Raw genomic sequence first — 20,966 nt, 5'->3', positions numbered from 1 at the left:
CTTTTGGAGACTGAATAATCTGATCAGAAGAGGGGAGCTATTTTCAATCTGTTGGCAGGTAAACCCTGAATTCGCTTCCTTTGCCAGGTTCGCTGCTGACGTCGATGCGGCCTTTATGTATTTCGGTCAGTTCTTTGCAAAGGATCAGTCCAAGGCCTGAGCCGGGCTCCTGATCTGTGCCCTTTGATTTGTGCACAGTGCCTAAATCAAAGAGTTTCCTTGCTTTATCCGGCGGGATGCCAATGCCGTTATCTTTAACACTCAGGATACAGAACCCGCGGCTCTCCTGTATGCCGACATCGATCTTCCCGTTTCTGTTGGTGAATTTAAGTGCGTTGGTCAGCAGATTCCTCATGATTGTATTGATCATATTGACATCCGCCTGAATGGCCCTGCATTTGCTGAAATTGGTACTGATTTCTATGTTTTTGCGAGCCGCCTGTACGGTGATATGTCCGATGCCTTCCTCTGCAATTGCTTTAAGGTCGACAGTTTCGGGGCTGAATGCAATTGATCCGGTCTGCGTGCGTGCCCACAGTAATAAATTTTCAAGCAATTCATGTGCCTGCTGCGAGGATGTTCTGATATTTTCCAGCGCTTTCTGCAGTTTAACGGGATCCATATTGTTAAGCGTAATCAGCAGGATATCTGTAAGCCCGATGATGGTATTGAACGGGTTGCGCAGGTCGTGGGCGATGATGGAGAAGAACTTGTCTTTGGCTGCATTCAGTCCATTGAGTTCTGCATTCTTCCCGAGGATTTCTGATTTTTGTCTTTCAATCAACTGGGTTCTGAGCCTTACCCGCTCTTCCAGTATTTTGCGTTCCCTGATAAGATGACGTTCTCTAATTCTGATATAGAGGAAAATCAGGAATGCCAATATAAAAAGGTAAGCGGCAATTGCTATATGGCTTTTCCACCAGGGAGGACGGATGCTTATTGGCAGACTGACCCCGGTTTCATTCCAGATTCCATCGTTATTGCATCCTTTGACCCTGAGGGTATAGTCGCCCGGTGTGAGATTGGTGAATGCCACAAAATTCCGGGTACCGATCTCTATCCAGTTATCATCAATCCCTTCCAGCATATAAGCATAGGCATTTTTCGAAGGATTGGTAAATTCCATCGCGGCAAACTCAATGGTAAACGTGTTCTCGTAGTGCTTCAGTCTGACTCTTCCGGTCTCTTCAAGATTTATATCCATCTTGTTTCCTTTGCTGATTTTATAAGCAGAGGTTATGGTAATTACCGGAATATTCGGGTTGTCGAGGAGCGAGTCGGGGAAGAATGAGTTCAGGCCGTTCATCCCTCCGAAGAACATCTCACCGTGAGCACCCTTAAAAGCTGCACCAAGATTAAACTCCTGTCCCTGAAGGCCATCCGCTTCCGTAAATGTCCTGAAACTGTTCCCGCCAGGGTTGTACCGGCAAAGACCATTACCGGTTGCAAACCAAAGGTTATTCCTGTCATCAGGAAGTATACTGTAGACCAGATTGCCCGGAAAGCCATGGGCTCTGGAATAATAGGTAAACGAACCTTTCTTGCGCGAGTATAGGTTGACATATGAATTCGTGCCTACCCAGATATTACCTTCATGATCCTCACAAAGCGTCGTTATAAAGTTATCCGAAAGCGTGCCGGGTTTATTGTCAGATTTTTTGAAATGGGTCACTGACGGATTGCCGGGCGTAATCATATCCAGTCCGTTTGTCGTGCCGATCCATATATCGCCTTTGCTGTCCTCCAGAATTGCATATACCAGGTTAGCGCTGATACCGCGCCCTGATGGACTGACTGTGTGCAGGTGTTCGGTGAGTTTTCCGTTTTCAGCAAGATTATATACGCCCTGATTGGTTGCAATCCAGTAATTGCCCAGTCTGTCCTGTAGCATGCTGTTGATCCTGAGCCCCGAGAAATCAGGGAAACTTGTCAGGACCGGGAATCCGGAGGGTCGTTTAAACATTCGCTCCTTCCTGTCAAATACCATAAGCCCGTCTCTGCTTCCAATCCAGATATATTGCCTTCTGTCTTCAAATATTACGTGCACAAAATCATTCGGAATATATGCTTTGCCCCTGCCTGCAGTTGAAAAATGTTCAACACGGCCGGTGTTTCGGTCAAAAAGATTCAACCCCTGCCCCCAGTTGCCGATCCACAAAACGTTATGATCGTCCAGATATACCGAAGCAATTACGTTTCCGGCAAGGTCAACGGAATAGGGAGTGTCGTTGCGCTGATAGAGGTTGAAGTTTCTTTTTTTCAGGTCGGTTTTATTCAGCCCCGACAATGTTCCTATCCAAAGATTATTGGAGTTGTCAATGAGAAGGGAGAGGTTGATGTTGTGATTCAGCCCGTTGTCTTCTGCAGTAAAGGTTTCAGCAGTCCGCTTTTTTTCTTTCGCGGGCTTTAGCCTGTTCAGCCCACCCCCTTCGGTAGCTATCCATATATTGCCCGAAGAATCGGAGAGTATGGCTCTGACAAAGTTATTGCTGAGCGAATGCTTATCCCCTGGATGATGCTGATAGCTGACAATGTGGTTGTCAACCTTATTCATACAACTGAGGCCGGTGGTTGTACCTATCCATAAATTCCCCTGCCGGTCCAGATGCAAAGCTGTAATATTGTTGCCTGACAGGCTTTCAGGATTGCCGGGCCGAGCATGATAAGTGCTGAATGTTTTGGTTGCAGGATCAAAAGCAGCCAGCCCTTTCGTTGATGCAACCCATATTGTACCATTGTTATCCTGAAGTACAGGAATGTTGTTGTCCTTAACACTCGGATCATTCTCCAGCGGAACCAGATAATGACGGAACGATAAGGTTGCCGGATTACAGATTGTAAGTACAGGAGGTGTGTTGATGATAAGTTGTCCGTGTTGTTCACATCTGACATCGTAAACATAATCAGTTACAGGCTTGTCAAAAGGGATTTCATACCTTACTGAAGTAAAGCGGTTTTCTTTTCTGTTGTACCTGACCAGTCCCCCCTTGGTACCTATCCAGAGATTAGCTTCTTTATCTTCAGTTATGGCATATATCCAGTTGTTTGGAATCGAACAGCTATCATCCGGATTATAGGTAAAGACTTCAAATTTGTATCCGTTAAACCTGTTCAACCCGTTTTGGGTGCCTATCCAAAGGAATCCCCGAGAATCCTGAAAGATACAGTTAACGACACTCTGCGAAAGGCCATCTCCGATTGAGTATCCTGTAAAATAAAACTGCTGTGCCATCGTCATTGAAATGGCGGCCTGGAGCAGAATAAGGGTTAACACAGACTTGATTCTCATTTCCAGCTGATGATTAAGGGGTTTTATCCGGAAATTATTGTTGCTTTCAGGTCAGTGCAGAGAAGAACAATCAGCAAACGCCCTTTACAGATGATCTCAAATATACAAAATATTTATAAGTGTTTCAAGCTGAACTGATAAAAGATAATGAGTAATCACCCCGTGCATTTACTGAACCATCGACAGGACTGATTATTAAGCTGATTTTTATAATCGGATTCAGGATATTTTAATTAATCATTATCAAGGCAGTTCTTAAGCCGGATCCGCAAAGAATACCATGTCAGAGTGGCCTGGGGCAGGGGCTGGTGTTAGCAATAGCTCACCCGGAAGTAAATGCTATTTTTTTCTTTTTTCTATGATGTCGAAGAAATTTTTCAGGTATGTGTCACTGACAGGTATGCGCTGGTCTCTGATTTTGATGTGTTTCCGCTCCACAAAGTCGATTTTGTCGATGGCCACAAACCAGGACTTGTGCACCCGGCAGAACCTGGGTTCGTGCAGGTTTTCTTCAATACCGCGGGCGTTCATCAGGGTCATTATCCTCCTGTTTGTGGTAACGATGCGCCAGTAGTCGCCCATACCTTCCACGTAAAGTACTTCGGAAGTGGTAATCTTTTCAATGCGGGTTTCGGTTTTAACAAAAAAATAGTCCTGTGCCTCGCCCGCGGCCGGAACGTGGTTTTCAGGTTTTATGGCCGGGGCGGTTTTTTCTTTGAGCATCCGTTCATATACTTTGTCGATTCCCCTGACAAACCGTTCAAATGAGATGGGTTTCAGCAGGTAGTCCGCCACGTCGAGCTCGAAGCCTTGCAGGGCATAATTGTCATAAGCCGTGGTAAGGATCACATAGGGCTTTGTCTTCAGGGCATTGAGAAGTTGAATGCCGGTGAGGTCTTCCATCTGTATATCCAGCAGTAAAAGGTCCACGCTGTTGTTGCGGAGGTATTCAAGCGTTTCCAGCGCATTGTCAAAAGTACATTGCAGATTAAGGAAGGGTACCTTGGCACAGTATTCCCTTAAAATATCGAGGGCCAGGGGCTCGTCATCTACGGCTATGCAGCTGATTTTCATATTAATTCATGATTTCAAGTTTGATGCTGAAGGTGTCTGCTTCTTCGGTAATCTTCAGATGATGCTTATCCGGATAAAGAAGTGCCAGCCTTTTTTTGATCAGGCTCAACCCGATGCCGCTTTCACTTTCATTCCGTGCCAGAGATGTTTTCCGCAGATGATTGACCACCTCATAGGTAATGCGGTCGTTTTTGACCGCTAACCTGATCACGACAAAGGGCTGATGGGTTTTGCTGCCATGTTTAAAGGCATTTTCAACGAATGAGATCAGCAGCATGGGTGCAATGGTTCTGCCGTCGGTATTGCCTTCAATCGTAAATGAAACGGACTCCGGGTTCCTGATCCTCAGTTTCTGCAATTCAATGAAACTCCTGAGGTATTCAATTTCTTTGTCAAGCGGAACACGGTCACCGGTTGCGTCATAGAGCATATACCGCATGATTGATGACAGTTTCATAACGGCAGGCGGCGCTTCATCCGACTTTTTGTAGACCAGTGAATAAATGTTGTTTAGCGTATTGAAGAGAAAATGCGGATTAATCTGCGACCTGAGCAGGGCCAGTTCTCCCGCCTGTTGTTGTTTGACAAGTTCATCCCTGAGTTTCTGCGTTTCAAATGAGCGGATCATAAACCATATCAGCACGGCATAAATTCCGGTAATAATCACCAACCGGAGGTTATTCCAGAAATAAGCCCATTCGAAAACCAGCTCTTCCGGAGGCATACTGCCGAACCATTTCCAGGAAATGAATTCCAGTGGCGTTCTGAATGACGTCAGAATGGCGATAATCACTAATCCTGAAAACACGGCAGCAATCCGGTTTTTAAAGTTCATCAACCCCGGAAATGTAAAGTAGATTGTATAAAACGTAATCACATTCATCAGCGTAGCCAGACAAACCTCAAACAGGTATTGATGATTCTCCAGGAAAGATTTGTCCACTTTCCCGATGTACATGGGGAATAAGGCCTGATTGATGATGTAGAACCAGTAAAACAGATGGATCAGCAGCACATGTTTTCTCTTCATCGCTTTTTTAGGTTGCTGTGATTTACATACTCAAATATACGCAAAATAAGGGAATTCAGGTTGTTGTGAAATGATCAAATCGATGAAACCGGAAGAACAGACGGTAAAATAAATAGCGGATTCTGTGAAGTGTCAGTCAGGTCAAACGGATCCGGTGAATAACGCTTAAATATATGTTTTCTGTTCGGGGAGAGGGGTGAATTAAGTCAATTGATATTTAATGCATTGTCCTCGTTGCAATATACCGGCAGGGGCGGGCAGTATAATATCAATAATGTAATTGTATCTTTGCAATAAAGATCCGTTATTTATGCCCGACTTGCAGAAAGAGATTCCGGCTTACCTTATGCTGAAAAGCAATATTGTCAGACTGATTCTCTTTACGGCCTTCTTTGCACTTATTTTCATCAATGTTTACGCGCCTTTTGGAGTTGATGTATGGTTTCACACCACACGCTGGCAGCTATTACTGTATTCCAGTGTAATTACGCTGACCGGGGTACTGGTGGTGGTAATCAGCCGCATCATTATGTACCATACACGCAGGACGAAGCTGCTCAGACTCTGGCAATACCTGGTATGGGTGCTTGCCGAGGTATTTTTCATGGGATTGTTTTATACACTTTATCAGAAGCTGATTTTGCATGACCCCAGGTTTTTCCCTGACCTGCTGGCTTTGTCGGTTCAGAATACCGCCCTTGTGTTGCTGCTTCCATACAGTGTGCTCTGGCTGTACTTTTCGTGGGAGGATAAAAAGATCAGGCTTGAAAAGATCAGGAAAGAAGGGGCTCCTGACGGGCCGGTAAAGGGGATGGTTCACTTTTGTGATGAAAGAGGCGGGCTTCGCTTTTCGCTGAAGGCGGAAAATCTTTTATACCTTGAGGCGGCTGATAATTACGTTTATATTCACTATCTCGACAACGGCAAACTCAGCCGGCATCTGCTCCGCAGTAATCTTAAAAGGCTGGACGGGGAATTGCAAGATTCCGCCCTGGTTCGCTGCCATCGCTCCTATATGGTCAACAGTGAAAAGGTGAGCCTGATCCGTCGTGAAAAGGAGGGCCTCCGCATAGAAATGGAAGGCATTGCCAATCTGTCCCTTCCTGTTTCGCCTACTTATGCCACGTTGGTCATAGGCGCCCTTACCCGAAACAAAAGTTGAACTCTCCGGAAATCGGATGATCCGTTGCGTTTTTATTAAATTTCATTGATGGTTTCTTGTAAATCGCCTTGTTTGATCGTATATTTAGCATGGAATTATAAATATATGCCGATATGGAAAAGCCATCAGTCATTGAACGTTTTGGCGGTCTGGTAAAGGAAGAATCACTTACCTGCCTGGATGATAAAAGCATGATGCCCCATGCCTGTATGCTGGAGGCCATTGCCCCGTTTTCAGGATATTACAACGACGTGCGGGGCGCTATGAAACCTATATATCTGTTTCTGGTACTGGACGGATATTACCCGCTTGAGAAAATTGTCCGCGCTACATTGGCCATCCATCAGATAATTAAGAAACCTTTTGATGCGGCTGCAGGCAGTGTAACCCTGTTTGATCATACCTGTGAGGTAATCCGGATACGCGATCTGAAGCAGTTTGATGATATTCGTGAACTGCAGGTGCTTTATGCTGAACATGGGTTTAATTACAGGAAGAAAATGAGAAAAATCAGCAATGATAAAGGAATTATTAAGCTGAGAAAATTTTTCTACCTGGAGCCTGCCGGTGATGGACTTTATATTGACAGGGCTCAGCCGCATCATGCCTATTTCACCATCCCAAGGGTATTGGAGTTCGAAGAGTTCCGCGAAGTGACGAAAGAAGCAAAGTATGATACCGGCATTCTCTATTTTGATGCAGCTTATGCCTGGTTCTATGAAGATAAGGGCATCAAGGAGATGGTCAGGGTGTACCGCGAGAACCTGACCCTGGATAAGCTGAAAGCCATCCGTGACCGCTATCTGACTGTCATGAAGTAATTTCCGGATTTAAAGCCTGCTGTTTTTGGCAAAAATTCAAAAGACAAGGATCAGAAAGGATTGCGGGTTTTTACCGGAAAAGTTTTCCAGCTCTACTGCCTGAAGTAAAATTATCAATGCGGCAGGCTGAACTCCTGCATTAAAGTGCATGGGACCGGTTTAACCCCTGTTTTTTCCTTTTCACTTATTATTCTTTACTGTTCAGTGGTTTTACTTTTTACAAACCCCGGATTCATCTTTACTTTGCAGCAAGGTTTTGATCTGTCATGCGCTGACCCTGGATTCTTTTCGCCGGAAGTTGAGGTACCTGTTTCAGAGGCATCGCAGAGTTACCTCGTTTTTATGCATTTGGGTTTAATCAGCAACCCGACCCCGTGATTAATAATTGAAGGCTTAATCTGAATTTAAAATATCTTCAAATTAATTTTTTGACCATGAAAACAGCAGTCATTTATCGTTCTCACCACGGAACAACCGAGAAGGTTGCCGGAATGATTCAACAGGCGCTGGGCATTGAAAATTGTGTCCTTCTTAATCTGAAAACAAATACGAACATAGACCTTGACACCTTCGACCGGGTGATCATCGGGGGTTCCATACATGCGGGTAACATTCAGAATAAGGTGAAAGAGTTCTGCAATAAATACCAGGATCTGCTTCTTGAAAAACCCCTTGGATTGTTTCTGAGCTGTATGGATGAACAGCAGGCTCAGGATCAGTTTAACCGGGCTTATCCCGAATTGCTGCGAAATCATGCGAAGAGTTGCAAAATAACGGGTGGTGAATTCAACTTCGACCGGATGAATTTTTTTGAGAAGCTGATTGTCAGAAAGGTCTCAGGGGTTGAAGGTACTGTTTCAAAAATCGACAGGGAAAAGGTGCAGGAATTGCTCAGGGAAATGGCGGCATGAAAATTCCTGTGTATTAAAGCGAATAATTGTTTGGCTTCAATTAGAGCATGCGACATGAAATCCTCAAAAATCATCAATATTCTATTACTGGCAACCGCCCTGCTGGCTATCGTTGTATCGGCCGGAGGAATTTTTATCGATAATGGCAATGGCCCTTACAATTATACAAGCATTCGCGGTGAGCAGGTTACCATCGCCGGTAGCGGCTTGTATCATCATATGTCAGCAGATGTTGCAATACAGGGCATTGCGCAGGATTTTGTCACGCTTTTTACAGGAGTCCCTCTTTTGCTGATATTGCTTTGGTTAACCACGAAAAAGAAAGACTTATGGTTACACATTCTGCAGACCGGTTTGACAGGATATTTTATGGTAACATACTTCTTCTATCTGGCCATGGGTATGTACAATCAGTTCTTTATGCTTTACGTGATACTGGTAACGTGCAGTTTCTTTGCATTTTACCTTCAGATGCAGCGGCTGATGAAGAGCGACTATGCCGCGTGGTATGGAGACAAAAGACCCGCATTTGCCGGCTGGTTTCTGATCGCCAATGCTGTTATGGTAGGTCTGATGTGGCTGGGCGTCATCGTTCCCCCGCTGCTTGATGGCAGTCTGTATCCGGCCGGACTTGATCATTATACCACCATGATCGTTCAGGGTTTTGATCTGGCCGTTTTATTGCCTGCTTCTTTTGTGGCCGGGCTGCTGTTTGTAAGACGCCGGCCCGCCGGATTTCTCTGGGCGCCGGTTTACCTGGTTTTCCTTACCATGATGATGACAGCACTCACTGCCAAGATCATCGGCATGGGGATGACCGGGGTGGACACCCGGCCGGCAATATACTTTATTCCCTTGACAGCCGTGCTTTCAGTAGCGGGAGCATGGATCAGCCTGAAAAGTATAAAAGCAAGGGCCGGGGAATCTGCCCGGCCCTGAAATAAGCTGCTTTAAATCAAAGGCTTTAGTCAATTACGATTACCAGGTACTTTGAAGCGGACCAGAAAGCTTTCGGATTTGTGATCACAATGCTGTCGACAGTTTTCTCGCCATAAATTTTGTACGACTGAGCAGGGTGGGTCGTGATGATATCGGCTTTTTTACGCAATACAGGGATTGACTTCAGTTGTGTTATGTCCACACGGGTAAAATAATCCTGGTTAAAATCTTCTTTCATCTTTTTATTCCTTCCGATTCCTGCAAAACCGCCTTCCAGGGTAATAATATTCTGATCGCGTAGCTCTTTTTTGGTGCCGATCACATAATATGCCGTATTCAGTTCCTCGGTTTGCTCACTGATAACCTGGGCTTTGGCCTGACCTTCAGCGGTGAGGCTTTCAACATTGGAGCTCAGAATCTCTATTTGTATGTTCATCTGCTCCAGTTTATCCCTGAGTTGGGCGATTTCCACATCTTTTTCCTCAATCTGGCGGGTCATGCGGTCGATCATTTCCTCAAGGGCGGTAACCCTGGCATTTGATTTTTTCAGTTTCGAGCGGAGGTCGGCGATGGTTTTCTTATTCTGTTGCAACATCTCATAAATCAAATTGATGTCGCGGTTGATCTGCTCTTTTGCATCGGGCTGAACTTCACCTTCGGCTGTAGCGGTTTGCGTGATAATCATCTCTGCCATCTTGATTGAATCGAGATTGGCCTGAATGGCATTGAAGGATTCGAGGTAACTGAGAATGGCAGTATCCTTGGTGAATCCTATGGAGAGCAGGCTGTCGTAGCGCACCCTCAGGGCATCATATTCCTTTTTCCTGTTGTTGCAGCCAAACAACACGGGCATCAGCAATGCAATCAGAATCAGCTTTTTCATGTTTGCTAAGGGTTTTTAAATTGATTATACAAAGGTATGTTAAATATTCATTGTGAGTAAAACCTTATTCAATTAGAATGCGGTCGTTAAATATTTGTTCTTAAGGGTTATGCCATCCGGCTGGCAACCCCGGTGATCTCAGTAGAGCCGGCGGATAATTTCAATCAGCATTGATTTTCCGGGATTCCCTGTTTCTATCCTGAGCTTGCCGGTGTTTCCATCCCAATCCCATTTCGAGGGAGACAGGTATGAATCATTGATCCTGATACCGGCCGGTTTCTCCGTAATGTTGTGAACGATCAGCAAAATGTTGTGGGTTGATTTCTCAAATGCACCTTCAGATCTGATTTTGCCGAAGCGGATGTTCAGGGAGAGGTCACTCTCTGAGGCGGTAAACTCCATGATTTCGCAGTTGCCTTTCTCATAGGCGTAAGGTGTCTTGCCGTCATCGTTATAAAGGCAGTACCGGCTTGTTTTTATGGTGGTATCGGCAAAATAATGCAATTCGAACCGGTTGAGGGAATAGCTTGCAGTTGACTTAGCTTCCGGCATCATGGGTATAAATGATCCTCCTTTTATATAAACCGGGATATTTTCAGGGTTCAGCGCGGCATAAATGTATTTTCCCCCCTGATAAACCTCTCCCGAATAGAAATCGGTCCAGGAGGAGCCGGCAGGCAGGTAGACCCGCTGTTGGCTGATTCCCGGACTTTTAACCGGTGAAACAAGGAATGCGTCACCCCACATATAGGCGGAATCGTATGTAAGAAGCTGGTTGTTCCCGGGTTCATTAAAGAAGAGGGGAATCATCAGCGGTTTCCCGGTCTGGTTATTATCGAAAGCCATATTATAGATATATGGCAGGAGCTTATACCTGAGTTCAATGGCCTTTTTTGCCCTGGCTTTGGTGGTTTCCTGCTGAAAAACGGGTTCAGCCGGGATATGTTCCTGGGCATGGGGCCGGTAGACCGGCTGAAATACCCCATATTGGAGCCAGCGCGTGTAGAGCTCATTGTCAATGGTGTCGCCTCCGGCAAATCCGCCGAGGTCGGAATGCATATATGCCAGACCCTGCATACCCATTTGCAGCGATATTTCAGGCTGGGGAACCAGGCCCCCCCAGGTACGGTTGACGTCACCGGTCCATGGAATCATACCATAGCGCTGAGAGCCGGCATAACCGGCGCGCATCAGGATGAAAGGACGGGTATCAGGGAAATCGCGGCGGTAACCTTCAAAAATCAATCCGGCCCATTCATGACCATAGGCATTGTGGACTTCATCGGCCGATCCGTTCACATGCTGCAAACCGGCGGGATGTACCTCCGGTTCCCCGAGGTCGCCCCACCAGCCACCGACACCTTGCAGTGTCAGGTTTTTGTAAATATTCCAGAACCATTCCCTGGCCTCCGGTTTAAATATATCAATCAGTCCGGTATTACCGAAGTAGAAATCGTAGGTATAGGGATTCCCTTCGGAATCAGTGCCGAGCACCTTATTGTCCACCGCTTCCTGCCATCGCGTGGAAGTGGTCAGTATAAAAGGCTCTGTAACCAGAATGGTTTTTACGCCTTTTTTGCTGAACTGCTTCATCATCCGTTCAGGGTTGGGGAAACTGTCGCGGTACCAGTCAAGATTACCCATATGGCCCTGAATGTCTTTCCCGAACCAGTAAATATCAATGATTACGGCATCGAGCGGAATCCCTTCTTTGAAAAACTTCTTGACGGTGGCTTCGGTTTCGGCCTGTGAATGATACCCAAAACGGCTGCTGAAATTTCCGAAAGCCCAGCGTGGCGGCAATGGCTGACGACCGGTGAGCAGGGTATACTGTTTGATAAGGTCATACCAGTCTGCTCCGGCGATCACATAGTAATTCGGCATGCCGGAAACGGTTTCATAAATTACTTCATTGGTCTGCCTGCTGTCGAGATCCAGGAAACCTGCACCTGCATTATCGAAGAGCACGGCATACTGTTTTGAGGAAATAAACAGGGGAAGGGTGTAATTCATAAGCTCCGACCGCGTTTCGTAACCATAATGTGCCCTGTTGTAGAGCATAAGCCGGTTGCCGCGACGGTTCATCCCCAGCACCCTTGCGCCGCCGCCATAAAGAATCTCTTCTTTTTCGATCCCCAGGCTAATCATATACGTTGAATCGGTGGATGTATAACCCTTGCTCTCGGAGATGAGCAGACGGTCATTGTAATGATAGGAGATCGAAAACGGCGTTTTCGTAATTTTCACCTGAATGCCTTTTGATACAATGCTCAGATTGTTTCCGGCTTCGGTAAGGGTAAATTCTACCTTCTTGGGTTTCAGGCTGGAAGCAAATGAAAAGTTTTTCAGGGTCTTCCCTTCAGGATAAAAGGTGGTGTGAAAAATGCAATCGTTCAGGGGCGCGATCAGATATATCCCGTCATTCACCTTTATTTCTATCTTATCTTCAACAATCCTGATCTCTTTGAATTGTCGTGAAGATGCCTGAGCCTGCATATGCTCAGGGGAAACCAGCATCATTATCAGGAAAACAGGAAAACAGGTAATCCGGAAAAATAATTTCATTTTTCTGAATATTTCAGGTTAAAAATCATGTAAATTTATTAAAAATCAGGGCAATTAGTCCTTTTGAAGAGAATGATGGCCCTGATTTTATTGCCGTTTATTTTTCATAATGGGTTTGATGAAGGTTTTCAATCAATCCGGGCGAGAGCGAGGGGTGGTACAACAGGTCTGAACCAATGCACAAGGCACCGGCTATACTGCCCAGTTCCATGCATTTTCTGATGTCACATCCTTTCGAAAAACCATAGAGCAATCCGCTGAAGTACGCATCCCCGGCCCCGTTGCTGTCGGCCATTTTACATAAGTCAAGCGCCCTGACTTCAATCCACTCATTATTCTCTGTAAGTCCGGTAGAGCCTTTACGGCCATGCGTCGTTACCACCAGTTTCTTCCCCGTTGCGATCATTTTTTGCATAAAATCACGGTAACCCGGCATATTGTCGGAACTAAGCACAATATAATCGCTGAAACTTACATAATCATCGTACCAGGGATTCAGGCCGTCGTAGTCATGCAGATCTGTCCAGACCGGTTTTCCTTCAGTTTTTGCAACCGGAAGCAGTTTTTTCGTGTAGCTGCCCAGGTTAATCACCACATGGTCTGATTCCTTTATCAGGCGATTGAACTTTGCATAGTCAATGCCGGGATTTTCACTCACGTTATTTGTAAAAACCGAGATGCGTTCTCCTGCGGCGTTCATGATATTTGTGTGCCGTTCTGTGCCGGAAACATCATTATCGTAAAGAAAAGTGAGATCAGGATGGGTGAGCATTTTCCGGGCCTTTTCACCATATGGGTCATTGCCGATCATGGCATGCAGCGTTACATCAAATCCAAGTCTGCAGAGGTTAAGGGCTTTCCCGCTTCCTGTGGAGCCAACGGTCTCGGCAAATCTGCAATGGTGAATGGTTTGCGGCTTTGGAGCCGGGAATTCGGGAAGATAAATGATACTGTCGATGGAAACGCCTCCGGCGATAAAAATTTTCTGCATGGACTGGCTTGTTTGCAAGTTGTTGTCCTGTAAAGGGCTGCTCTACAAATTTACGTCATTTGATCTTTAAGCTGTAAATTTGCCAAAAATCACACGATATGGAAGCTGCAGCGAAGATCATACTCAGCAAAGGCCGTGATGAAGCCGTGCGCAGGTTTCATCCATGGGTGTTTTCGGGCGCCATTTCAAGGGCTGAAGGTAAACCTGTAGACGGGGATATGGTCGAAGTATGCGATTATCAGGGGAATACGCTTGGCTATGGCCATGCCTGCAGCGGTTCCATTGCCGTGAAGCTGTTTCACTTTGGCGAAACCCGCCCCTGTGATGATTTCTGGTACAGGAAACTGTCCGCCTGTTTGCAATTGCGCAAGGATGTTGGTTTTGCCGGCGATTTGCGGAGCAATGCCTATCGCCTGGTTTTCAGCGAAGGGGATGGCCTGCCCGGGCTGATCATTGATTATTACAACGGGGTGGCCGTAATCCAGGCTCACAGTACCGGGATGTATCTGAGCAGGATGCATCTGGCGGAAGCGCTGAAACGGTTGTATGGCTCCGGACTGAAGGCCATCTACGATAAAAGCGCTGAAGCTCTTGGAAAATCCGGTGCACATTCGGAGGGAGACGGGTTTCTTTACGGGGAAGAAAGTGTGGCCGAAATTCTTGAGAATGGCCACCGCTTTCAGATTGATTTCGTAAACGGCCAGAAAACCGGTTTCTTTCTTGATCAGCGGGATAACAGGGCTATGCTGGGCCGTTTTGCCAATGGCAGGAAAGTGCTCAATGCCTTTTGCTATACCGGAGGTTTTTCAGTCTATGCTTTGGCAGCCGGGGCCGCTCATGTTACTTCACTCGACAGTTCGCGCAAAGCGATGGATACGCTGGAGGTCAACCTCCGTTTGAACGGCCTGGAGACTGAAAGGCATGAAAGTGTGGTGGACGATGCCAAAGCCTATCTGACAAGAATGCCTGAAGATTTTGACCTTGTCATCCTTGATCCTCCTGCTTTTGCCAAGCGGCATGCCGATCGTCATAAAGCACTTCAGGGTTACCGCTATATCAATGCAGCTGCGATGAAAAAAATAAAACCGGGCGGCTTCCTCTTTACATTTTCATGTTCACAGGCGATGAACCGCGAAATGTTTATTTCCATGGCGATGTCTGCTGGCATGGAAGCCGGCCGGGATGTCCGGATTATTCATCACCTGGGTCATTCAGCCGATCATCCCGTAAGCATTTTTCATCCCGAGGGGGAATATCTGAAGGGGCTGGTGCTCAGGGTAGAGTAAAGGAAGCGCAAAAGGCAGATATCAGGGCTTTTCGGGGCCCTTCAGCCTGTCTATCAGCCGCCGCTCTTTTTTGGTGGGCCTGCCTGTCCCGCGGTCGCGGCGTTCGGCATTCAATTCCTGCATAAACTTAATCCGTTCATATTCTTCGGCAGGGGTGAGGTCTTCGAGTGAGTCAGGGACCAGTTTTGCGGAAACACGGTTGTGAATTAGTGCTTTAACCCTGACGGTGCGGGTGAGCGGGCCAAGGCTCACCGTAATGATATCTTCCGGTTTGATAATCCGTGAGGGCTTGACGGCAATTCCGTCAATTTTAATCTTTCCGGCCCGGCAGGCCTCCCCGGCCATGGTGCGGGTCTTGTAGATACGTACGGCCCACAACCATTTGTCGATTCGCAGATCGTCAGCCATCGCGCTTTACTTTTGCCGGTAAAAGATTTCGATGGGGACACCATGGAAATCAAACTGTTCACGCATACGGTTTTCAACAAATCTTTTGTAGGGATCCGCTACATATTGCGGCATGTTGCAGAAAAATACAAATGCCGGGTATGCCAGCTTAAGTTGTGTGATGTATTTGACTTTTACAAATTTTCCTTTTACAGCCGGAGGCGGGGTTTCGGTGACAATCGGAAGCATGATATCCATCAGTTGCCGGGTGGGTATGTTCTGGCTGCGCGATTTGTTCACCTTGTTGGCTGTTTCCAGGGTCTTGTGGATGCGCTGTTTGTTAATGACTGAGGTGAAAATAATGGGTACATCGGTGAATGGCGCGATCCGGCTTCGGATCAGTTCTTCGTAATCCTTGTGGGTATTGGTTTCTTTTTCCACCAGGTCCCATTTGTTCACAACGATTACCACGCCCTTGTGGTTTTTCTGTATCAGGCTGAAAATATTAATATCCTGACTTTCAATTCCCTGGGTGGCGTCAAGCATCAGCACACAAACATCGCTGTTCTCAATGGCCCGGATGGAGCGCATCACGGAGTAAAACTCGATATTTTCCGTTACTTTCCCTTTTTTCCGGAGCCCCGCTGTATCAACCAGCAGAAAGTCAAAACCAAAACTGTTGTAACGGGTATAAATCGAATCGCGGGTAGTGCCGGCAACAGGGGTAACTATATTCCGTTCATCGCCCAGCAGCGCGTTGATCATGGATGATTTGCCAACGTTGGGCCTTCCAACAAAGGCGATTTTCGGAAGGTCGGGAATATCTTCCATCACCGTATTTTCAAACTCCCTTACAACATCGTCGAGCAGTTCGCCGGTTCCCGAACCATTGATGGCAGATATTTCATAAATTTTTTCGAATCCCAGTGAATAGAATTCTATGGCATCAGCAGATCGGTTGCTGTTATCCACCTTGTTGGCAACCAGGAAAACCTTTTTGGGGGAGCGCCGGATCATATCAGCCACATCTTCGTCGAGGGGCGACATGCCTTCTTTGGCATCCACCATAAAGAGGATTACATCGGCTTCTTCCATGGCCAGTTCTACCTGTTTGCGGATGGCATCCTCAAATACATCTTCGCTTCCTATGACCACGCCTCCCGTGTCAATAACGGAAAACTCTATGCCATTCCAGTCTGAAGTACCATAATGCCGGTCGCGGGTAACGCCGCTCGTAGGGTCAACGATGGCTGCCCTTTCGCCGGTAAGGCGGTTGAAGAAGGTCGATTTTCCTACATTGGGCCGGCCAACAATTGCTATAATGTTTGACATAATAGGGGTGATTTTTTATTCCGGGGCTTATCAGAGTGCACCCGGTTCAGGTGATGTTGTAAAACAACAAAAGCCTTGATTACAAGGCTTTTGTTTGATTTTGGTAGCGGGAGCAGGATTCGAACCTACGACCTTTGGGTTATGAGCCCAACGAGCTACCTCTGCTCCATCCCGCACTATAATTCCGGTCTTTAAACCGGACTGCAAAGATATATTTTGTTTCTTTGCTGTGCAAATTTATTCTTAATTTTTTTCCAGATGAACCATAAGTCGGGTTTTGTCAATATTATCGGGCATCCCAATGTAGGGAAATCCACCCTTATGAATGCCCTTGTCGGGGAGAAGCTCTCCATTATTACCTCAAAAGCCCAGACTACCCGTCACAGGATAATGGGTATCGTGAACGGCGATGACTTTCAGATTGTGTATTCCGATACCCCGGGAATGGTAAAACCTCACTACAAACTTCATGAGTCGATGATGAAATTTGTAGATGCAGCCATAGAGGATGCCGATATTTTCCTGCTGGTTACCGAAAAAGATGATGCCGCATTTGAAGATACATTCCTTGCCCGGCTCAACTCGCTGAACAGGCCTGTTATCGCTGTGCTCAATAAAATTGACCTTTGCACCCAGGAAGAAGTGGTTGCCCTGCTGACAAAGCTTGAAGCGCAGTTCCCGGGGGCTGTCGTAATTCCGGTATCTGCCCTGCACCGCTTTAATCTTGACCGCGTGTTCGATACACTGCTTGAGAAACTTCCCGAGTCACCGGCCTATTATCCCAAAGACGAACTGACAGACCGTTCCATGCGTTTTTTCGTTTCGGAGATCATCCGAGAGAAAATATTGCTGTATTACAAACAGGAGATCCCTTATTCTGTGGAAGTTGCCGTTGATGAATACAAGGAGAAGGAAAATATTACCCACATTACTGCTACCATATACGTGGCCAGGGAATCGCAGAAAGCAATTATTCTGGGGCATCACGGAAAATCCATAAAAGGTCTGGGTATGGCCGCCCGGAAAGATATAGAAGCTTTTATTGAAGGAAAGGTCTATTTGGAGCTCAGGGTTAAGGTGAGTAAAGACTGGCGCGATGATCCGCAGCAACTGAAGCGTTTCGGGTATGAATTGTAATGATTTTATGAACGCTTGCTCATAATAAAAGAGCGGTTTTTTGTTGGGATAGTGTAAAATATTGACATACAATAATATAAACATGTAAATAAATATATAAATAAATAAATATACTTTTGGCTATTTTTAGTTGATTTTCTTACTTTAGCGCACTTTTAACCTCCAAAAATAATCTTATGGAACATGGTTTACATGAAAGTATACCCTTGTATGCTTCTATTCCGTTCTTTGTGATGCTGATGATGATTGCGGTGGGCCCCCTGATGTTTCACCACTGGTGGGAGAGCAACAGAAACAAGCTGATTGTTTCCCTGGTTTTGGGAATCCCGACAGCCATTTACCTGATTGCCACTGGATTTCTGCACAACCTCGAACATCAGTTGATTTTTGATTACCTGCCATTTATTATTCTCCTGGGAGGATTGTTTATCATTACCGGAGGGATTAACCTGAGCGGGGATATTGAAGCAAAACCATCCACCAACACGCTGTTTATGGCTATTGGTGCGGTACTTGCCTCCTTTATGGGAACCACAGGTGCTGCAATGCTGCTGATCCGCCCGGTGATCAATACCAATTCCGAAAGGTGGTACAAGGTGCACACCATTTTGTTCTTTATAGCCATTGTTGCCAATGCAGGTGGGTTACTCACTCCTCTCGGAGATCCGCCTTTGTTTCTGCTCTACCTGAGGGGAGCTCCTTTTACCTGGTTTCTCCAGCTCGTTCCCGAGTGGCTGTTTACCAACGGATTACTGCTCTTGATCTATTACTTTACCGATAAGTATTTCTACCGTAAGGAACCGCCTGCCAACATTATTTTTGATAAAACCAATATTCAGCCGATAAAGCTCCGGGGACGATTTAACTTTTTCTTTCTTGCCGGTGTTGTGCTTTCGGTAGCCTTCCTCAACAAGCAATACATCCCTGCCATAGAGCACAACCATTACCTGGCGTTTATCCGCGAAGCTGCAATACTTTTAATGGCCGGACTTTCACTTTATTTCACCTCTTCGAAACTGAGGCAGGCCAATAAGTTTACCTATGGTCCCATCATTGAGGTGGCTTATCTCTTTCTGGGTATATTTATCACTATGGTTCCGGCCCTGCTATGGCTCGAAGCCAACGCAAAATCCCTGGGTGTTGAAACCGTGGCGCAATTCTATTATGCCACAGGAGCCCTCAGTTCATTCCTCGATAACGCTCCCACGGCTGTATCATTTTACAACCTTGCACTCGGTCTTACCGATCCGTCTGCATCAGGTCTTGTAGCCGGAATTCCGGACTATCTGCTTAAAGCCATTTCGGTGGGTGCCGTATTCTTTGGTTCCATGACCTACATCGGTAACGGTCCCAACTTTATGGTCAAAGCCATTGCTGAAGAAAACAAGATAGACATGCCCGGATTCTTTGGTTATATGATCAAGTTCTCACTGGTAGTGCTGCTGCCTGTGTATATTCTTAATCAACTGCTTTTCCTGTAATCTTTTGTAAAAAAAGTAAAAATAAAGGCTCCGGACGGGGCCTTTTTTTTATCCGTTTATCCGTTGAATAATCTGTTTGTCCTGAAGCAGTAAATCAGGGACCAATATTTATGTAATATTAATTGCTGCTGAAAAGACTGAAAATCAATTCATCTGTAATCCGGAATCCAAGGGTACTGATGCTTGCAAAATGTAAATTTGGAATTTGGAATTTGAAAATTAGAAATTAGAAATTACTACCCCTTCCTTCTCTTATCCAGCCTTTATGCTTAAATCAATGTTCTTCCCGGCAGTATTTGCATACCTGAAATAAGCAACAGAAAGCCCTGTTGGCTTTAACTTATGGTTATACAGGTTAATACCAATTAGGTATTTTTTCAGTGAAACCCGCATGGTACGGATTACAAACACTTAATCTTTAAATCATTGGCAGATGACCATTCCAATAAAAAAGAGACCCCTTTCGGAGCCTCTTCGTGCGAAAACCATTTATAGAATGAATGGTCGGGGGGATCGCTTTATCTTTGTCAGAACGGACAGCATTCAAGTTCTTGTTTTGAGCGGTAATTCCTGTTCGAGAATCCAAATCCTCCGCTGCTGCGTCCGCGGTTAAAAATGTTGAAATCGTCCAGCTCAAGGATAATGGATACTTCGTGGGAGCAACCCGTCACTGTTCTGATTTCAGTGAGTACGAAGTCATACGTGTAATTTATTTTCATGCGGGTATTGCCGGAAAGCGGTGCGTTCAAGCCCAGCATAAATATCAGGTCATTCGATTTTGTAAGTTCCGTTGTGCGGTTGCGGAACCATACTCCTGTGTAGATGGATGATTTAAGGATATTCACCCCAACGGCATAGGTTTTAAAATCGGCCTGCGATTCATAAATGAACCCGGGATTAAATTTGAATGTTCCTTTGCTTGACTCCTGACGCTGGAAATAGAGTTTGTCGCCTCCCCCGTCGATCTCCAGGATAATGTCACCGGTTATGGCCAGTTTACGTGGCAGGGGAGAGGTAAGCCCGAGGAATGATTCATTGGGCCTGAACAAATGATGAACAGCCAGTCCGAAGGTTCCCTGAATGGCGCTGAAGACATTGCTGCTTTCAGTAAATCTGAATATACCGCCGGCGGAGAAATCGGGATAAAAGATATTTCCGTTTTCAGGAGCCTGGAAACTCGATTCATAGATATTTCCATAGACGGGATTCAGCTGGTCGGTAAATACCAGGTTATCCCAGTTCAGCCTTTTCTGCACAAAGGAGGTCATAATTCCTACCTGAGTAACCATATTTTCCTGCAAAGGAACCCTCACCGAAGTAGAAAGCCCTACGGTTGACGTTTTCAGGTATCCGGTTCCTGCATTGTCGCTCATCACCACCAGACCGAGTCCGCCGGAGCCGGGAATGTTGCGTTCTGCGATATCCATACTGAAGGTATAGGAGCGCAGGTCTCCCGGAAGCTGAGGCCATTGCTCGCGTATGTTAAACCTTGCCCGCAATCCCGGATTAAGCCCTACGGCAGCCGGATTATAATAAACCGGGTTGTTATAGAACTGTGAGAAAAGGGGGTCCTGTGCCACGGAGGTTTTAAGAACCATCAGGGATAAAATGATCAGCAGATATAGGCTTGTCTTTTTCATGACTGTGTATTTTTCTTGTGTCAGTTAATCAGCATTCG

The 20,966-nt window shown here is 46.0% G+C and carries 16 protein-coding genes and 1 tRNA gene; 7 read left to right on the top strand and 10 right to left on the bottom strand.

Going from position 1 to position 20,966, the window contains the following annotated elements; all coding sequences use genetic code 11:
* Positions 1–43: 43 nt before the first annotated feature.
* From TBC1_RS09225 to TBC1_RS09215, 3 genes are all read right to left on the bottom strand, one after another.
* On the bottom strand, positions 44–3,289 hold the full coding sequence (locus TBC1_RS09225; RefSeq protein ID WP_062041222.1) for a sensor histidine kinase: 3,246 nt from the start codon (positions 3,287–3,289) through the stop codon (positions 44–46).
* A 339-nt stretch (positions 3,290–3,628) separates the two neighbouring features.
* Complete coding sequence (locus TBC1_RS09220; protein ID WP_062041219.1) at positions 3,629–4,363, bottom strand: LytR/AlgR family response regulator transcription factor; 735 nt, start codon at positions 4,361–4,363, stop codon at positions 3,629–3,631.
* Between the two features lies 1 nt (position 4,364).
* Entirely contained in the window at positions 4,365–5,393 is a 1,029-nt protein-coding gene (locus TBC1_RS09215) for a sensor histidine kinase (protein ID WP_062041216.1), read from the bottom strand.
* Positions 5,394–5,703: 310 nt separating this feature from the next.
* On the opposite strand from TBC1_RS09215, the gene TBC1_RS09210 reads away from it, so the two are divergent.
* The 4 genes from TBC1_RS09210 to TBC1_RS09190 all read left to right on the top strand — a co-directional run bounded on the left by TBC1_RS09210 (position 5,704) and on the right by TBC1_RS09190 (position 9,226).
* Positions 5,704–6,555, top strand: coding sequence for a LytTR family DNA-binding domain-containing protein (locus tag TBC1_RS09210; protein WP_062041213.1), 852 nt, complete (start codon positions 5,704–5,706; stop codon positions 6,553–6,555).
* Positions 6,556–6,668: 113 nt separating this feature from the next.
* On the top strand, positions 6,669–7,376 hold the full coding sequence (locus TBC1_RS09205) for a hypothetical protein (protein WP_062041199.1): 708 nt from the start codon (positions 6,669–6,671) through the stop codon (positions 7,374–7,376).
* A 434-nt stretch (positions 7,377–7,810) separates the two neighbouring features.
* Positions 7,811–8,287: a flavodoxin domain-containing protein gene (locus TBC1_RS09195; protein ID WP_062041193.1), complete on the top strand. Its 477-nt coding sequence runs from the start codon at positions 7,811–7,813 to the stop codon at positions 8,285–8,287.
* A 54-nt stretch (positions 8,288–8,341) separates the two neighbouring features.
* Positions 8,342–9,226 carry a hypothetical protein gene (locus TBC1_RS09190; protein WP_062041190.1) on the top strand — a complete coding sequence of 295 codons (885 nt, stop codon included), beginning with the start codon at positions 8,342–8,344 and terminating at the stop codon, positions 9,224–9,226.
* A 25-nt stretch (positions 9,227–9,251) separates the two neighbouring features.
* On the opposite strand, the gene TBC1_RS09185 is transcribed toward TBC1_RS09190, so the two are convergent.
* The 3 genes from TBC1_RS09185 to TBC1_RS09175 form a co-directional block, all read right to left on the bottom strand.
* Complete coding sequence (locus TBC1_RS09185) at positions 9,252–10,109, bottom strand: Cbp1 family collagen-binding glycoprotein adhesin (RefSeq protein ID WP_062041187.1); 858 nt, start codon at positions 10,107–10,109, stop codon at positions 9,252–9,254.
* Positions 10,110–10,247: 138 nt separating this feature from the next.
* On the bottom strand, positions 10,248–12,674 hold the full coding sequence (locus tag TBC1_RS09180; RefSeq protein ID WP_062041184.1) for a glycoside hydrolase family 31 protein: 2,427 nt from the start codon (positions 12,672–12,674) through the stop codon (positions 10,248–10,250).
* A gap of 97 nt (positions 12,675–12,771) precedes the next feature.
* Positions 12,772–13,665: a carbohydrate kinase family protein gene (locus TBC1_RS09175; RefSeq protein WP_062041181.1), complete on the bottom strand. Its 894-nt coding sequence runs from the start codon at positions 13,663–13,665 to the stop codon at positions 12,772–12,774.
* Positions 13,666–13,763: 98 nt separating this feature from the next.
* Here TBC1_RS09175 and TBC1_RS09170 point away from each other — a divergent pair, with 98 nt between their 5' ends.
* Entirely contained in the window at positions 13,764–14,951 is a 1,188-nt protein-coding gene (locus tag TBC1_RS09170; protein WP_062041178.1) for a class I SAM-dependent rRNA methyltransferase, read from the top strand.
* 21 nt (positions 14,952–14,972) lie between these two features.
* On the opposite strand, the gene TBC1_RS09165 is transcribed toward TBC1_RS09170, so the two are convergent.
* The 3 genes from TBC1_RS09165 to TBC1_RS09155 form a co-directional block, all read right to left on the bottom strand.
* The gene (locus tag TBC1_RS09165) at positions 14,973–15,359 is read right to left on the bottom strand and encodes an RNA-binding S4 domain-containing protein (protein ID WP_062041175.1); all 387 of its coding nucleotides are present in this window, start codon (positions 15,357–15,359) and stop codon (positions 14,973–14,975) included.
* A gap of 6 nt (positions 15,360–15,365) precedes the next feature.
* Complete coding sequence (der, locus tag TBC1_RS09160; protein ID WP_062041173.1) at positions 15,366–16,670, bottom strand: ribosome biogenesis GTPase Der; 1,305 nt, start codon at positions 16,668–16,670, stop codon at positions 15,366–15,368.
* A 101-nt stretch (positions 16,671–16,771) separates the two neighbouring features.
* Positions 16,772–16,846 (bottom strand) — tRNA-Met (locus TBC1_RS09155).
* Between the two features lie 82 nt (positions 16,847–16,928).
* Between TBC1_RS09155 and era the strand changes: the two genes are divergently transcribed.
* Both era and TBC1_RS09145 read left to right on the top strand, forming a co-directional pair.
* On the top strand, positions 16,929–17,807 hold the full coding sequence (gene era, locus TBC1_RS09150) for a GTPase Era (protein ID WP_062041171.1): 879 nt from the start codon (positions 16,929–16,931) through the stop codon (positions 17,805–17,807).
* A gap of 176 nt (positions 17,808–17,983) precedes the next feature.
* Positions 17,984–19,288: a sodium:proton antiporter gene (locus TBC1_RS09145; RefSeq protein ID WP_062041168.1), complete on the top strand. Its 1,305-nt coding sequence runs from the start codon at positions 17,984–17,986 to the stop codon at positions 19,286–19,288.
* A 527-nt stretch (positions 19,289–19,815) separates the two neighbouring features.
* On the opposite strand, the gene TBC1_RS09140 is transcribed toward TBC1_RS09145, so the two are convergent.
* On the bottom strand, positions 19,816–20,928 hold the full coding sequence (locus TBC1_RS09140; RefSeq protein WP_062041165.1) for a PorP/SprF family type IX secretion system membrane protein: 1,113 nt from the start codon (positions 20,926–20,928) through the stop codon (positions 19,816–19,818).
* Between the last annotated feature and the right edge of the window lie 38 nt (positions 20,929–20,966).

Source organism: Lentimicrobium saccharophilum, from assembly GCF_001192835.1.
GTDB lineage: Bacteria > Bacteroidota > Bacteroidia > Bacteroidales > Lentimicrobiaceae > Lentimicrobium > Lentimicrobium saccharophilum.
This window is presented reverse-complemented; position numbering and strand designations above follow the sequence as displayed.